We start from the raw sequence: 16,366 nt of genomic DNA on the forward strand, positions 1-16,366 counted from the left end.
AGAGGTACTGGTACTCAGCGCCAGGAGCTTCATTTTTCTATTCTCAGTACCGCTTAGACCTTAACCGAGAAGTATTGCTGCGGAACCTACCCTGATTTGATGATCGTCAATGGCGAACCGGAGCTCAATGGCGATCGCACGGATGAAATTCTCAATCCTTTGCTGATTGTCGAGGTTCTTTCGCCGTCTACTGAAGCCTATGATCGAGGTGAAAAGTTCCGAAAATATCGCTCTCTGGCTAGTTTTTGTGAATATCTGCTGGTTAGTCAAACTGAACCATATATTGAGCAATATTATAATTGCGATCGCCCAAATAGCGATCGCTGGCAATGGCAAGTGTACGATCGGGTGGAAAGGGCGATCGTCCTACACAGCTTAAATATAGAACTGCCGATGGCTGAAGTCTACCGCCGGATTAGTCTTTAAGGGCGATTTATCTAGCTTTCTCATCTCTTAGAGGTTAACAGCAGAGGTTTTATGAAGAAGGATAAAGAGAACGAAATGGAAGACGAATTACTTGCTGAGTATGACTTTGCTCAGATGAAAGCAGGTGTTAGAGGCAAGTATGTTGAACGATATCGTGCAGGGACAAACTTAGTGCTTTTAGACCCCGATATTGCCCAAGCTTTTCCGAATGATGCAGCAGTAAATGAGGCATTGAGGATGTTAATCGAGATTGCACAGTGTCAGCAGTCCAATACTGCGGTGCAGCAGACGGAATAAAAAATATCGGTGAACTTTCGCCATTTTTCGACACTCTGTTTAACTAGAAATATAAGTTTAGGAGAAAGCTATGGCTACTCTAGTTCAAAAGCCCACGGAAAACCTAACTGAAAATCAAGTTGAAACCCCACCGGAACAAAAAATTTTGACTGATGCCGAATTCATGGCACTCAACCGAGATGGACACCGCTATGAACTTGTAAATGGAGAACTAATTGATATGGGAAACTCTGGTGCAAAACACGGTTATGTTGCCGTTATTTTGAGTGCTGCCTTGTTTAACTGCGTATCAACGCGAAAATTAGGCGCGATTTTCGATTCCAGCACTGCTTTCAAGATGAAATCAGGAAACAAGCGATCGCCCGATGTTTCTTTCATGGCAAAAGAACGCCTACAAGGGCTAGATGATCTCCCCGATGGCTTCCTAGAAGGTGCGCCGGATCTGGCTGTAGAAATCCTCTCTCCTAGCAATACAGTGGAAGAAATTCACAATAAACTTGTAGAATATTTTGAGAATGGAGCGCGTTTGGTTTGGGTGATTCATCCTAAAGAACAGTATGTTTTGGTGTATCGATCGGCTCAGTCACCCGATCGGCTGCTCAAGTCTACGGACTCCCTCGATGGCGAAGATATCGTCCCTGACTTTACTCTGGCGGTTGCCGAGTTATTTCAAAAGCTTGATTTTTCATGAAAGGGCGATCGAACTCTCCACACACAAAAACCGGGCAACTTTAAAGCTACCCGGCTATCCAAACTTGAGACTTCAGACAAATCTAAAATCTCAAACCTAAAATTCTTAAACAGCTACAGTCTTCTTAGTAGAAGAGCTCAATTCGCCCTTAGCATACTTAGCTGCAAAATCGTCCAAAGACACTTGCTTGATCTTTGTACCGTTACCGGCGCAACCGAAAGAGTTATAGCGATCGCTACAAACCTTCTGCATATACTTGATCGACGGCTTCAGGAAGTGGCGCGGATCGAATTCCTCGGGCTTAGCAAACAAAGCTTCGCGCACCGCAGCGGTAATCGCCAAACGGTTGTCAGTATCAATGTTGATCTTACGCACGCCGCACTTGATACCCTTTTGGATTTCTTCCACAGGTACGCCGTAGGTTTCGCGGATTTTGCCACCGTTGCTGTTGATGATTTCCAGCAATTCTTGGGGCACAGAAGATGAACCGTGCATTACCAAGTGAGTATTCGGCAAGCGGCGGTGAATTTCTTCGATGCGGCTGATTGCCAAAATTTCGCCAGTTGGCTTGCGGGTGAATTTGTAAGCGCCGTGGGAAGTGCCGATCGCCACTGCGAGAGCATCAACACCGGTTTGCTCAACGAAATTAACAGCTTCTTCAGGATCTGTCAGCAATTGATCGTGAGACAAAGCACCTTCAAAGCCGTGGCCGTCTTCTGCTTCGCCCATTCCTGTTTCCAGAGAACCCAAGCAACCCAGTTCGCCTTCAACGCTAACGCCGATCGAATGAGCAACCTTCACAACTTCGCGAGTAACTTCAACGTTGTACTCGTAGCTGGCGGGAGTCTTAGCATCTGCTTCCAAAGAACCGTCCATCATCACGCTGGTGAAACCTTGGCGCATGGCAGAATAGCAAGTGCCGGGGGCATTGCCGTGGTCTTGGTGCATACAAATGGGAATGTGAGGATAGGTTTCAACTGCTGCCAAAATCAAGTGGCGCAGGAAATTTTCTCCAGCGTAGGAGCGAGCGCCGCGAGAAGCTTGCAAAATCACGGGGCTGTTGGTTTCGTCAGCAGCGCGCATGATCGCTTGGATTTGCTCCATGTTGTTGACGTTGTAAGCCGGTAGGCCGTAACCATTTTCAGCCGCGTGGTCGAGCAGCAGTCGCATAGGTACAAGCGCCATAGATATTCCTCCTAATTATTTGTGGTTTCTGGGCAGTGGATTTTGGACAATTTCAATTCTTACGATAATCTTAAGACAATTTGTTGCCGATCGCGCATTATGTTTCCAGATTTACTTAAAAGTTCAAAAAACAAAATTTTGAGCTCTGAGCATTCAACTCAGAACTCAAAACTATTGTTTTTTTTATGGGTCGCCCGGGATTTGAACCCGAGACCAATCGGTTAAAAGCCGAATGCTCTACCGCTGAGCTAGCGACCCGCGAAAACACTGTTACCGCACACAAGTTCTAATAGTAGCACCCGTCTATTTAAATAGCAAGTCTTTTTCAAAAAAAAGTTGCCGTCATGCGAACCAGCATCTGGCAAGTCGCTCCCGGCTGCAAATAAATCAAGTGTTCGCCAGTATTGATGGCATTTCCAGGAGCCGTCCAAGGTTCCACACAGTAAAAATCCTTGCCCTTCACTGTCCAGAAAACCAACTTCCCATAGCTGGAGTTGTAACTGACGGTGAGCCGCAAGCCCCGCACCGCGTCAGTGACAGTAGCAGCAAGACCGGTCAGTTCGTCAAAGGAAACATCAATTTCATCCAGAGTCGGGTCAAAAACCCCTGTGAAATAGCCCTTTTCGTGGGTATTCTGATCTCTGTACTGCATCCCTGGAATCTCAAAGCGCAGATTTGTCTTGTCGGGAGCTAAAAAGTAAGGATGCAAGCCGCTAGCAAAGGGCATGGGCTCGTCACCAAGATTGGTGTATTCCTGCACAATTTCCAAAGAATTGCCTTTAATTTGATAAGTAAAAGCTAATTGGAAATCAAAGGGATAAACAGTCTGGGTCTTCTCGCTGCTGTTGAGCACCAGAGTAAGAGCCGCGCAACCCTGCGTAAATTGTTCCGTCACCTTCCAAGGCAAGTTGCGAGCAAAGCCGTGCTGTGTGAGATGAAACTCCACCCCCTTGTGGGTGTAAGTGTTATCGGGGAGATTGCCGCAGATGGGAAACAAGATGGGAATCCCGCCGCGTACAGTTAGATCGGGATTGGCGAACCGTTCCGCGTCCAAGTAGAACATTTCTTTGCCTTCAACCAGCCAGCTAGTGGCAATACCGCCCCGTTCCGGCACAACTTCTAGGGTAGAGTTAGCGGTTTCGTCGGAGAGGATATAGGTTTTGTACTGCTTTTGCTTTAGCGCGATCGCAAACACATTTGTCATTGGTAGTAGGTCGTCGATCATTGGTTGTTGGTAAATCGGTCGTTAATAATTGGTCGCTAGTAGTTGATTTTCGCCCATTACCACCCCTTTGCTCCGCGTGTATCCTCCCTCGGACTCCCACGGGCTAACCCACGTTCGCAGCTATAGGAGGCAGGGCGATCCGCGGCTTCGAGCGATCGCTGCTTTTTCCCGGAATGATCCTGTTTGTCGGCTGCTGTTTGAGTGCGACTTTGAAAGATAGATCCGGAGTCGGGGGAAGATAGCTTTGGGGACTGAGTACCCCTCCCGAAGTGGAAGATGGGGGCGAAATAAATGGTTCTTTGATGAATGGTTCTTTGCTAAACGGAGCTGGTTCCCGGCTGGGATTTTCCGGTTTATTGCGGTAGATGCGCGGCGGCAAATTTTGACTCGGAGGCGGGCTTGACTCAATTGCAGGCCCAGTCCCGTTTTGGAAAAATGAGGAGTTGTCCGGCTGTTTGGGGGCCGCAGGTACAGCGGGCAAAATCAGAGTAGGTTTCGGTTGTCCTGGGGCTGGCAGATTGGTTTCTCCAGTCAGGGGAAGTGGGGAATTAAGCGCGGGCTGTGTATCGCTTTTTGCTACTCCTGGTAAGGTCGAATTTGGAGTTTTTGGTGTCAATCCTGGGTTGATTGGGGCATCGAGAACTACAGAAGAGCGCATCGGTCGATCGAAAATACTAGAAATTTGCTCGACGTGTTTGAGAATGCGATCGCCCGCTGCTCCATTCACCACCTTCGGCTGAAACTTTTTCACCTCCACAGGCAAAAATTCTACTTTCATATTCCTGTCTTTGAGCGATACTTTGAGGACTGCGGTATCGTAATCGCTGCGAGCATTCCCCCCGAATATAAAATTACCTAATGAGTAAACAATCGGGCGGCCCTTGTAAACTTCGGCACCTTGCAGGACATGGGGGTGGTGTCCCACTACCAAATCTGCACCTTGGTCGATCGTGAACCGAGCCAAATCTATCTGCCAGTCCCCCGGATAATCTGCCAATTCGACTCCCCAGTGGTAATTAACCACAATCCAGTCTACCTGACCCCTGAGAGCTCGAATATCCTCCGCCACGCGATTGTTCCGACGGGCGTTAATACCCGCTTTTCCTTGGTCGGCGGAGTTAAAGTCGGAATCGTAATAACCTAGGTACGCAATCCGCTGACCCTTAACCTCAATAATATCTGGACGCCTCGCTTCTTTAAGATCTCTACCGGCTCCCAGATGCCCTATACCAGCATTATTTAGAGTATTTAGAGTCTCCACCAGCCCCGGTTCCTCGTAATCCATAGCGTGGCTATTTGCCAGATTGACAATATCCACTCCTCCTGCTGTTAATACTTTCACCGATTCTGGATCGGCTTTAAAATTTAATTGTTTTTTGCCAGAGCCCAAGGTAGAGCTAGTCAGGGGGTTTTCTAGATTAACCATCGATACATCTGCTTGCCGGTACTCGTCCATATTGGCGAAAGCCCAATCATAATCGTTACCAGCAGATGCTGCGATCGCATCCGATAGATTCACATTTCCTCCGAACATCAGCGTGACGGTGGGGTCGTAGGGATTAGCAACCTGCTTTTGTTGGACTACAGGTACTAATTCTAAGGCCGCTTGCACCGCATCGGGACGTTTGGGAGGTGGGCCCGACATTACCGCAGCTTGCTGGTAAGCAGAGACTGGGGATATTAGCCGCAGGGCTACAGCCTCGTGGTAGCTCACCCAACACCCTAAAATAAATGATGCCAGTGCCGATCCCACTAGCAGCAGAGAACGATATGTTTTAAATTTAACCCAATCGACGACCAATAGGGAACGGTCACGTCGCTGTCGGCGGTTTGCGGGAGTCACAATTCGGACTGACTGTTTCCAGAGAATCTCTGGTTCCCCAGCCAAGCGCGCGTGAATTCGCACCCCTTCTACTGCTGGCGAGTTTAGTCTCCAGAGTTGGTGACAAATAAATTTAACTAAGCCTTCGCGGAGAGTGCTCCCCAGTAATGTATGGTCGGACACAAATTCACGCTGGAATTCTACCAAAATTTGCACACATCCAGCCTGAGCCTGTTCGACGCGGGCATAAATCCCTTCGGGTCTCAGCAAGCTGTCAATCCAATAATTCAGGGCTTGAAAGTTGCCCGATCGCGCTAGCTCCAAGATAGACGGCTGCGACCAATTTTCTGCATATACCATCAATTAGCCTCCTTAACAGGTTCGAGCGATGACTTCAATTTGTTTTGAACGGAACTACAATTCTTTTAGCTTAACCGCCACTTCGCTGCCCGTTTTGAAGCTAGTTGTTGGTCGCCACCATTTTCTACACTTAGGTGATGCCTGCTGTCAATGATTTTTATCACATTTTGGTATCTAGATTTTTGATTTTTGATTTTTGATTTGAGTCAAGAGGCTGTGGGCTAGCGCTCAAACTAAGGTCAAAACTTGAGAGTTTCCTACCGGCTTGAGTCAGCAGACTACCAACGGAAGGTTTAAATGAAATTGAGATTTTCTGATTTTAGCGGTAATTGGCGACGATCGCGATCGGCAAAACAGATGCTGCTAGGACGAGATCCCTAGAAGGTGTGTCAACAACTCGCTAAGTAGCATTCGGTTTGCTGCTTGGCGAGTCGGTTCGATTTATCGTTGATGATTTGGGAAATTTGCTTTCTCTAACTTCTAGGGAATAATCTTGGACAGCTTGGGTAATTATTGCTCGCAAATTGACGTAAGCTTTGGCAAAAGGCGGTTGTTTTTCGGAAAGTCCCAACAAATCGGAAGTAACCAAAACTTGTCCGTCGCAGTCCGGCCCGGCGCCGATACCAATGGTGGGAATAGTTAATTTTTGGGTAATTTGAGCAGCTAAGTCTGGGGGAATGTGTTCTAGGACGATCGCAAAAGCGCCGGCTTCTTGAAGTGCGATCGACTCTGCTAGGATGCGATCGGCAGATTCCGCTGTTTTGCCCTGTTTTTTGTAGCCAAGTTGGTGTACCGACTGGGGAGTTAAACCAACGTGTCCCATCACCGGAATCCCAGCGGATGTTAACTGCGAAACCGTAGCCGCCATTGCTGGATATCCGCCCTCCAATTTTACAGCTTGAGCGCCAGTTTCTTTCAAAACTCTTCCCGCCGAGTGCATGGCTTGCTGGGGACTTTCTTGGTAAGTCAAAAACGGCAAATCGACAACAACTAATGCTTGCTTGACTGCGCGACGCACTGCTTTAGCGTGGTGCAGCATTTCATCGAGGGTTAGGGGGAGTGTTGTCTCGTAGCCCAAGACTGTCATGGCGAGGGAATCGCCGACGAGGATGATGTCAGTGCCTGCTTGGTCGATGAGTTGGGCGATCCCATAATCATAACCCGTCAGCGCCACAATTCGACGCCCTTGTTGTTTCCACTGAATCAGTTGATGAGTAGTTACTGCCATTTTATTACAAAAATATAGCCTTTTTAGATAGATGAGGTATAGCCTTTTTCAGAAAGATCAGGTACGCTTCCGGCATTGGGCATTGGGCATTGGGCATTGGGCATTCGGCATTCGGCATTCGGCATTGGGCTATCCTCACTTTTTTGAGAACCGCTATATGTCTGGCAATTGCTAATGACTAATAGAGAGGAAAGGTGTTTAACCACAAGTTTTAAGCTTGTTCCTGATGACCAGAAACAATTGGTTTAAAGCGTCTCCCTTTTAGGGAACAATTAAAATCAGACGATTCATTGCTCCAATCCTTTTCCTTCTTTTGTCAACTGTCAACTGTCAACTGTCAACTGTCAACTGTCAACTGAATGAACTGATTTTTCGCTCGAACTGCTATATGAATTGTCGATCGCCATTTTTTGCCTAGTCTCGCTCGATCGCCTCGCAGCATCCGCCACCTTCAAAGCGTACAAACTACTGGTATTTTCGACGTACAAAGGCGTACCGTTTAATAAACAGTCTAACACCATATCCATATCCTTAGCAAACAAACCGCGCCGCGTTCCTACTGGGATATTCTGCCGATTTTCTCCCTGAATTAATTGACCGGATTCGGGAGTGAAAATCATGGTTCCGGCTTCTCCGTAGATGGTAAAAATGTTTTCCGATTGCCAAAAAGTCTCTCCTTTGCCATAAACAGCTTCAGCGACAGCGCCATTGACAAAGCGCAACTGTGCATTGCACAAACAAGCTTTGTAGAAATCCGGCTTAGTGTCCCAAAATTGAGTTTGACAGTTAACGGTTGTGACTTCGCCGAACAAATCAGTGAATCGGTGCAGTCGAGAAATTGCCCCAATTAAGGGAAACCCAAATAGGGAATGCTGAAAAGTCCAGCGCTGCGGCGCGTTACGCTGAGGAGCGATAGTAACGTAGCGGGCATAAAAAACTTTACCGATTAATGGTAAGGATTCTTTGATTGAGGAGTGCAAACCGCCTAACAGTTCGATGTGTTCGATGTGGAGGAGTTTTTGTTTTTGGGCGGCAAGTTCGATCGCCCTTTCGGCCTCAGATACATCTAAAGATAGAGGATATTCGACTACAACGTGCTTGTCATTTTCCAGCGCCGCCAGGGTAATCGCCCCGTGATCGCGGTTTACCGTGCAGACAATTACCAAATCTAAGTCGTCTCTTTCCACCAGCTTGCGCCAAGAAACCTCAGCTTCCGCCCCGAATGCTTGACAAAATGCTGCGGTTTTCTGCGGGTTGTTGCCCGCGACTGCGACTAAGTTCGATCGCACGTCAGCTACCAGCATCTCGGCCCTCAACTTAGCTGCAAAACCAGTACCCACAATCCCCACGCGAATTGGAGAATTTACTGCAAAACCAATGCCAGTATTAATTTGAGTCATAGGATTTTAGGTTTTAGATAGTTACAGAGTGGCGGTAATGGGGTTTAGGATGCCATCGCCCAAATTTTATGCTGCGGGGACAAATTTAAGCAAGTTGGGCTGAAAGTCGATCAATACAACGCATACCAATAACCCTAGTTTTTGGGCTGTACGGCTCAAAACAGGATTTTCCGCGAAACCCGGTTATTTTGCGTAAGTCTTGCGCGAACAGTATTACACCGCTGAGTCCAAGATAGGTATAAGTAATCAAGATGAAATCAGAAAAAGTTATAACTAATCCCATTCATTTTTTTGTAAATAAGTGTTGCAAGCTGACTTCTTTCCCCTACTATCATAGAGGGAACAAACCTAAGAGCTAACCTCAAAGCTGATAGAGCATTGAAGTTTGCATTAGGAAAACTTATCAATATTGTTGAATTTTTGAGAGGATTTAGTGCATGGCAACTTACAAAGTTACCCTCATCAGCGAAGCCGAGGGAATCAACCAGACCATTGAGGTTGATGACGATACTTACATTCTTGATGCTGCCGAAGAAGCAGGACTCGACCTACCTTACTCTTGCCGCGCTGGAGCTTGCTCCACCTGCGCCGGCAAAATCACCAAGGGCGAAGTTGACCAATCTGACCAATCTTTCTTAGATGACGACCAAATCGAAGCCGGATTTGTTCTGACCTGCGTCGCTTATCCTAAGTCTGATTGTACGATCGAAACTCACCAAGAAGAAGCCCTCTACTAAGGAAGGATTCTCGTCAGTCGAGCTAATTAACCCGGTTTCTTAATGTAATTAAGCTGAAATAGCTCAATTACATTAAAAAACTGGGTTTTTGCGTTGAAAGACTGCGATAGAGAGAAAGACGGCGGTTAGAAACCGCGTCTATACAAAAAATCTCCGCAGCAGCAGACGGCGGTTAGAAACCGCATCTACACAAACGATGTCCGCCTCCGCGGACTCAAGAAAGAAGATAACGTAATTTTTATCGGCCACTCTTCAACCCTCGCACCATCCGGGTTTTGTTTGTATAGACGCGGTTTCAACCGCCGAATCTTATGGCGAATCTGATGCTATTCGCGCCAAAATGTAATGGAATCGTTGAGGGGCACAACTTGAGCGCCGGGAAAATAAAAGCCGAGAATTCGATCGCCATTCCAGCCCAAATTAGCTAAATTATAAGAACCGGTTTGACTCATTCCCACGCCGTGTCCGAAACCGCCTCCGACAAAAGCATAACCGTTCAGAGTTTTATCAGCATTGTAAATCGGTTCTAGGTAAAAAAGCGTGCTAATCGGCGGGTAAAAAGCATTGCGAATCTCATCTTTATCGATATCGATGGGGCCCAAATCAGTTTGTACCTTCATTTGCAAAACTCGACCAGCGGCTGACCTTTCCACCACTTCAACTTTTGTGAGAGTTTTAAAATTAGCTAGCGGGTGCTTTTTCTTCTGAAGATACTGGCGCAAAAATCCACCAATCGATGTCAGTGAAACTTGTTCACGCCAGCGGAAGGTTTCTTCTTTTTCCTCATTAAACCCTGCTTTCAGAGTCATAAAGCGGCGGAAGTTGGTTTCGTCAGACAAGCTCTGCTTTGTCAAATCCCAGACGTTCTTGGGGGAATCGATGATCGATCGCAAATATGGACGTTCCGGGCCGTGCCACACATCGCCAAAAGTCGCTGTCACGCCGCCGCTAGACGCTGAATAGAGCGCGTCTACTAGCTGATTTTCGTAAGTTAGGACTAAACCTGCTGTTTGGGCGATCGCCTTATCGCTCTGTGGAAAAACCTCCGTCAAACCTTGATAAACTTGACAGTTAACATCAGCGCACAACTCATAATTATCCACAGCAAACCGGCGCAAATTTCTCAGGGCGTAGGTTCTCGCTAAAATAGTTTGAGCGACAATCGAAGCGTAGGGCGAAAAAGCCCCAATTTCGTGAGGAACAACACCCCGCAAATAAGTTTCAGTCAGCACCTCATTAACTAAAGTATAAGTGCCGTAAGAATTTTTTTGCAGGTGCAAACTGCCACCATAACGGCGAGTTTGTTGAAGAGCTTTTTCTAGTTCAGTAGCTGTCGCCTCTTGGGTAGTTTGTTCCAATACCTCGATCGTATTTTTTCCAGCAGTCACATCCAACTCATTGCGGTTGAAACGAAAGCCATTTAAAATCCAAAATGCTTGAGGTATTTGTTTGATAACTTTGGAATCCAAAAAAGCTGTTTTGTTACCTTGAGCTTGCAAACTTTGCAACAACCAGCGCCGCACTATAGGAGAGTTGTAAGTATCTCTTTTTGCCCAAACTTGCCAGCGCAAAGGTTGAGCAATTTCTACATCAATGCCTTTAGCGCGCCACTGATTAGCGCTATCTTCTGCGCTTTCAAAACTGCGGTGAGAACTCAGAACAACCCGTTCTTCTACTAATGGCGATTGCAGGGGTTTATTGGCAATTTCTAGCTTGATGCTGGGAGCAGTTTTGGTTTCTGTGCCTTGAGGAGTTTTGTAACTTAATGTTAAGCTGTCGCCCGGTAATGCTTTCAGCGTGAGTTTGTCGGTGGCTTTAGTACCAAACCGCTGCACCACGCCAATTTTGATTAGTCTATTTTGGGGAGTTTGGGCGTTTCCCGCAGCGCTGAAAATGGGCAACAGGCACAATGCGGTGAATACAGTGCTATAAATGCAGCTAAACCATTTGTAATTGGGACTTGGAGGTGTTTGAGCGAGCACAGTTATCTGTCTCCAGATAGTTGAAATTTGGGGAGTTTTGATTGTACGTTAGCACATTTGGCGGCTGCTATAGGGGAATTGCCGAAGATCGGCCAATACACTTTGGCTAGTCGTAGGGTGTGTCGCCTGCGATAAATCCCTAAAAAAGAGCGACTTTTCGAGTAGCGACGCACCTTGCAAAATAGTTGTGTTCTGGTGAAACCGGGTTTCTTCGTAGATTTCTCGTGACTAAACACAAAATTTCATAGAAACCCGGTTTCTAGCCCCCCATGAGAAGCCCTGAAACTATCCAAACTTTAGGAATTGGTTTTTCACATACTCCATGAATACAGGCTGGAGTGTGAAAAGTGTTTTCTCACCTTGTTTGACTTTTTCAATTAATAAACGCCGTCCCAAAGATTGCACAGCTTGTAATAAGGATGATGGGGATAATTCGAGATTGGCTGAAATTTTTGATATTTCAACTGGTGCAGCTTCACTAGCTAACCAGGATATCACTTGTTTTTCTAGTTCGGTTAGCCGATCGCACTTTTGATGCAGCAAACATTCTAAATCACCTAAAAATAGGGTATCATAGGAGAGAAACTCGGAAACGCTGCCGCCGAATAAATCTTGAATCATAGTTGCAACTATATTTAACCATAGGGGATTGCCTCGGTAAAGGTCAATCAGTTGCGACCATTTTTCCTCTTCTGCTAATCTTTTTTCTCTGAATATTTCCCCTGCTTCCGCGCCTAAACCGTTGAGTTGTAGCGATTTACATGGGCGGTTTTCGCCTTCTATGGCGGCAATTTCTCTGGGTTTTTCCCAACTGAGGAGAATTAAGCAACTGTTGTGGGATGATTCTGCTAGTTGTTTGAAGAATGTGCCGTAATTTTCATAGCCTGGTTGGTAGTGGCCTGCGAGTTGTCCGCTGGTGAAGATTGTTTGTACGTCATCGAGGATTAGGAGACAGCGGGATGAACGCAAATATTCTACTAGGGGAAATCCCGCTACGGTTGCTTTTTCTTCTGGGGCGGGGGCTGCATCAGGCTGGAGGAATTGAATTAGGTTTGTTTGGAGGGTTTGCAGGGGTGGAGAATTGCGGAGGCTGCGGTAAATAATATAATCAAATTCGTGTTGAATTTGTGGGATTAGTTGGAGAGTTAGGGCGGTTTTGCCAATGCCGGATAAGCCGTATATGGTGATGAGGCGGGTGCGGTTTTCCAGAATCCACTGTTTGAGGGTGGTGAGTTCGGATGTGCGGTTATAGAATAGGTTGGACTCTGGTGCATCGCCTAAGTCTAAATGTACTTTAGGTTCGGAATTGCTTGTTTTTTTGTTAAATTTATCATTATCTTGCGGTTCAGATTGTGAGATTTTTAGGGAGTGCAAAGTCTCAGCGGAGACGTTACCAATTTGTATATAGTCTTTCCCGAAACATGAGATATTGGAAAATCGCCAATTTTCTAATTTATCTCTAAAATTGGCTTTACATATTTGTTCCTCACCTAATGCAACTGATAGAAGCTTCCACAATTTGAAGCCTACTTCTTTAACATATTTTTCTGAACGGTGGTGTTCCTGTGCAATTTCTTTATATTTTTGATTGTCCCAAGCGCCGCGTAGTATAGCTTTTTGCAGACTATCTAAATGTTTTCCTGTAGTAGTTAAAGCTAGATGGTCTGTAAATTTTAAGGCTTCTTCAACGTCCATGAGTCACGCATCTGCAAGGGGTTGACCTGATTGTACCCCAACTAAATATGACTTTTTTAGTATCAACCAACTAAATATGACTTTTTGTGACCTAGTTGGGATGGAAAAAAACTACTAAATATGACTTTATATGGCTTGACAAGTTTTAGCAATTAAGAAACAATTTATACTTAAGACAGCAGATGTTATATTGAGTGCTAGTTGTATCTACCTGTTATGACACAACCGAATATTTTGGAACTCGCGAAACAGGGAGATGCAAAGGCGATCGCGCTTCTGCTGAACCGTCAGATACAATCCAAGGGCATCACCGCCGCAGCTTCCCTTAAGGATGGTTGTTTGCAGGTGATGCTGGAAGCGACAGAAGCGCCTAGTCAGCAAGCCCTAGCCGGGTGGGTGAGTAAGTTGATCGCTGGTTTGGGCGCTCCATCCATCGAGAAAGTGAAGGTTTACGGGCGACAGACGGGCGCGAAGGTGCCGGCGTGGAGTCAAGAGTTTGAAGTGGCGGGGCAAAAGTTGCCTGTTACGGATGTTACAGAGGTGCGGGCAAGTTATAGTGAAAATACGGAGTCAAATCAGCTTAGTTTGAAGGAACGGGCTAAGCTTGGGGATGTGCAGGCGATCGCATCTCTGTTAAATCTGCCGTTGCAAAATAAGGGGATTAGTGCGACTGCGAGTTTACAAGATGGTTGTTTGCAGGTGATGCTGGAGGGCGATCGGGTTCCCGATGAGGAAGCGGCTGTTAGGATTGTCCGCAGGGAGTTGACGAATTTGAAGGCGGGGGCGATCGCTTCTGTGAAGGTTTACGGGCAGCAGGCGGGTGAGGATTTTCCGGCTTGGAATCGAGAGTTTGAGTTGGTGGCACGAGCAAGTCAATCCTCCCATAATCTAGGAGTGAATACTACAAATCAGCTTTCTGCTAATAATTCGTATGCAGAAACAACCCAGGAGCCATCCTTAATACAAATTCTTAATGAAAACTCAACAGAACTCTTATCGGACAATCAATGGAATGTTGCATTTATAATCCTGAGTGTAATAGCATTTTTCATGACTTTTGTGAATCGTAACTTGGCAGTTATTCTAGCTATTGCAGCAAGTATTGCTTATGTAAAGTATCAAAATACTCCGACTGGGAAAGCTGCTGCTGCTAAGCGACAGCTAGAAGCTTTACAAAGGGCTGAAGAAGCTGAACAGGAAAGGTTAAGGCAGGAAGAACAAAAAAGAATTTTGATTGAGGCGGCTCAATCCGAAGCTAAATTATTAACAACTAATCTGGCCCATACCGCCTTGGATGAATTTATAAAAGTGAATGCTAGATTAAGCATAGGCGTCAGCTATGTGGATTTAGCAGGTGTGATAACTCCAGCTAAATTCGCAACTCAGAAGTTTGAAAAGTCCAAGGATTATAATGTTTGCCCATACTTAAGTGAACTTATAAGTAAAAATATGTTATATTATGAAGTTTCTCAGGAATGCTTTCAACAAAAAGTAGCGTATAAACCTTTAAATTCACAATTCAAAGCAATTCTACAATCTGAATTTCCCGAATTAAAAGGCTCACTTATTTCTTTTGGTTCGGACTCAGTTATCAATAAACTTTGGCAAAAAGCTTACCGTTATTCAGATGAAATAGAAACAATACTTGAATCATCAGACAATCTTAGTGGCTAGAGGCTTTTTGTTGTTAAAATATAAATTTAGATTTAATTAAAGAAGAGGATTTGTTTAATGAGTAAGAAAAAAACCAAACAAGTGCAGTATCGCTTGTGGACACCAGTAGCCAATGCTTATGATATTTATCGCCGACGTTTAATCGCAAATCCAGAAGCATTCTACGAACACACTTGGCGCTTGATTCATATTCAGGAGTCACTGATCGTTACACTCGGTTCATCCTTATCAACTCGCCTCCTTCACCTTTGGCAAAGTGAGCCAGACGCTATCATAGAATTAAATAAATTGAGAGAGCGGATTACAGGAATTAAACTAAGTGGAATTAATGCTTCTGAGTCCAGTTCGCGCAATGGAGGGGGATGCCTGAGTGGTGGGAGTATGGTTAAATGGATTGAGCTACTTAATAGCTTTAAAAAACCTAATTTTCCAACACAATGTCCCTTTGTTGACTCCGTTGCAGATTATCTTGAGCAAACTCTTGATGTTCCTTTAGCATTCCTCACAACGTGGGAGAGGATTGCCCCAGTGCCGGCAACTTACAAAGAGCCTAATCTTCCGCTCATAGGTCGTTTTTTTGCGATAAATTCACTCCGTAATAAAATAGCTCACGTTCCTATATCATCAGACACCTTTGAGCGATTACACAAAGAGCTTCGCCAAGAGGTACTATCATTACTTACAAACTCATCTGATTGGAAAAATAGGAATGCAACTGCCGATCCAGGAATTACTCAATGGCACTCACCTCTGCGTGGGAAACTTCTTAACAACCGTGTTTATGTAACTGGTAGTAATGATTTGGGAGAAATACAGGATATTAAAGATGATAAAATCTACTGGGAATGGAGTCAAGCCGATAACGAGAATGTTGAAAGATGGGTAGCTTCTCCGTTTGTACATATAAGTAATGATGTAAAAGTATCTCTCCTGATTGAGTTAGACAATCTCAGCGCAGATTTAGAAGAAGAATGTAAGGGTGACTATTATCGCTTTGCCGCAGAGGTAGAGCCTGTTCGAGAAGTAATTGTCAACCAAGAGGTTATCCAATGCTGGATTCCAGTGGAGCAAGTTTCATCTCTTGCAGAACCGCCAACCGATGCTCAGACTGATGAGGCTGTCATTCCCTTGACAGAAACAAAAGAAGAGCCGGAAGTTGACCTGGCAAAATTAACTCCCTTAGACTTACGGACAAAAGCAGAGAATGCACGTCAAAACCGTAATTATCCAGAGGCGGTAAGGCTCTTTGATGAGTTAGAGAAGCGTAATGATAGACAGTACACCGATGTTGCAATCCTTCACCAAGGTTCTACATTATGGCGTTACGCTAATCGATTTTTATCCGGTGAGGAACAGGTCACACAAATGCGACGTGCAATCAAGTTACTAGAAAAAGCTTCCCAACATCAAGACATTATATATAGGGCTGAAGCTCGCTATGATAGGTCAAAAGCCTTATATCACTTGTCTGAGATTATTAAAGATGATAGTAGCCTCATTAATCAAGCAATAAAAGACGCTGAAAGTGCGGCAAATTCAGGTTATAAACCCTCTTATATTAGTTGGCTTGATCGGCTAAAAAATAAAAAGAATTAAGTAACAATACTCCCAGGCTAGTAAGTGCCTATCCACCTGATTAAAAAA

13 protein-coding genes and 1 tRNA gene are annotated in these 16,366 nt (G+C 45.3%); 6 read left to right on the forward strand and 8 right to left on the reverse strand.

The window, feature by feature from the left end; all coding sequences use genetic code 11:
- Positions 1–96: 96 nt before the first annotated feature.
- The 3 genes from QUB66_RS05320 to QUB66_RS05330 all read left to right on the forward strand — a co-directional run bounded on the left by QUB66_RS05320 (position 97) and on the right by QUB66_RS05330 (position 1,414).
- On the forward strand, positions 97–426 hold the full coding sequence (locus QUB66_RS05320; RefSeq protein ID WP_332966707.1) for a Uma2 family endonuclease: 330 nt from the start codon (positions 97–99) through the stop codon (positions 424–426).
- 51 nt (positions 427–477) lie between these two features.
- Positions 478–723, forward strand: coding sequence for a hypothetical protein (locus tag QUB66_RS05325; protein ID WP_265239254.1), 246 nt, complete (start codon positions 478–480; stop codon positions 721–723).
- A 70-nt stretch (positions 724–793) separates the two neighbouring features.
- A complete protein-coding gene (locus tag QUB66_RS05330) occupies positions 794–1,414 on the forward strand; it encodes a Uma2 family endonuclease (RefSeq protein WP_332966708.1) in 621 nt (206 codons plus the stop codon).
- A gap of 105 nt (positions 1,415–1,519) precedes the next feature.
- Here QUB66_RS05330 and fba read toward each other — a convergent pair whose 3' ends face one another.
- From fba to QUB66_RS05360, 6 genes are all read right to left on the reverse strand, one after another.
- Positions 1,520–2,599: a class II fructose-bisphosphate aldolase gene (fba, locus tag QUB66_RS05335; protein WP_265239256.1), complete on the reverse strand. Its 1,080-nt coding sequence runs from the start codon at positions 2,597–2,599 to the stop codon at positions 1,520–1,522.
- Between the two features lie 186 nt (positions 2,600–2,785).
- A tRNA-Lys gene (locus QUB66_RS05340) sits at positions 2,786–2,857 on the reverse strand.
- 67 nt (positions 2,858–2,924) lie between these two features.
- Entirely contained in the window at positions 2,925–3,794 is an 870-nt protein-coding gene (locus tag QUB66_RS05345) for an aldose epimerase family protein (protein ID WP_442923285.1), read from the reverse strand.
- A 133-nt stretch (positions 3,795–3,927) separates the two neighbouring features.
- A complete protein-coding gene (locus QUB66_RS05350) occupies positions 3,928–6,006 on the reverse strand; it encodes a CapA family protein (RefSeq protein WP_265239258.1) in 2,079 nt (692 codons plus the stop codon).
- 400 nt (positions 6,007–6,406) lie between these two features.
- Positions 6,407–7,234 (reverse strand): 3-methyl-2-oxobutanoate hydroxymethyltransferase, encoded by an 828-nt coding sequence (panB, locus tag QUB66_RS05355; protein WP_332966710.1) that lies wholly within the window; start codon positions 7,232–7,234, stop codon positions 6,407–6,409.
- 344 nt (positions 7,235–7,578) lie between these two features.
- Positions 7,579–8,634, reverse strand: a complete 1,056-nt coding sequence (locus QUB66_RS05360; RefSeq protein ID WP_332966711.1) for a Gfo/Idh/MocA family protein — start codon at positions 8,632–8,634, stop codon at positions 7,579–7,581.
- A 437-nt stretch (positions 8,635–9,071) separates the two neighbouring features.
- Here QUB66_RS05360 and QUB66_RS05365 point away from each other — a divergent pair, with 437 nt between their 5' ends.
- Entirely contained in the window at positions 9,072–9,371 is a 300-nt protein-coding gene (locus QUB66_RS05365; RefSeq protein WP_265239261.1) for a ferredoxin, read from the forward strand.
- Positions 9,372–9,697: 326 nt separating this feature from the next.
- Here QUB66_RS05365 and QUB66_RS05370 read toward each other — a convergent pair whose 3' ends face one another.
- Positions 9,698–11,353, reverse strand: a complete 1,656-nt coding sequence (locus QUB66_RS05370) for a SpoIID/LytB domain-containing protein (protein WP_332966712.1) — start codon at positions 11,351–11,353, stop codon at positions 9,698–9,700.
- Between the two features lie 285 nt (positions 11,354–11,638).
- Complete coding sequence (locus QUB66_RS05375) at positions 11,639–13,048, reverse strand: NB-ARC domain-containing protein (protein WP_332966713.1); 1,410 nt, start codon at positions 13,046–13,048, stop codon at positions 11,639–11,641.
- 216 nt (positions 13,049–13,264) lie between these two features.
- Between QUB66_RS05375 and QUB66_RS05380 the strand changes: the two genes are divergently transcribed.
- Entirely contained in the window at positions 13,265–14,722 is a 1,458-nt protein-coding gene (locus tag QUB66_RS05380) for a hypothetical protein (protein ID WP_332966714.1), read from the forward strand.
- 57 nt (positions 14,723–14,779) lie between these two features.
- The gene (locus tag QUB66_RS05385) at positions 14,780–16,318 is read left to right on the forward strand and encodes a hypothetical protein (protein ID WP_332966715.1); all 1,539 of its coding nucleotides are present in this window, start codon (positions 14,780–14,782) and stop codon (positions 16,316–16,318) included.
- Positions 16,319–16,366: the final 48 nt, after the last annotated feature.

This window comes from Microcoleus sp. A2-C3 (assembly GCF_036706065.1).
In the GTDB taxonomy this organism is placed as follows: Bacteria; Cyanobacteriota; Cyanobacteriia; order Cyanobacteriales; family Microcoleaceae; genus Microcoleus.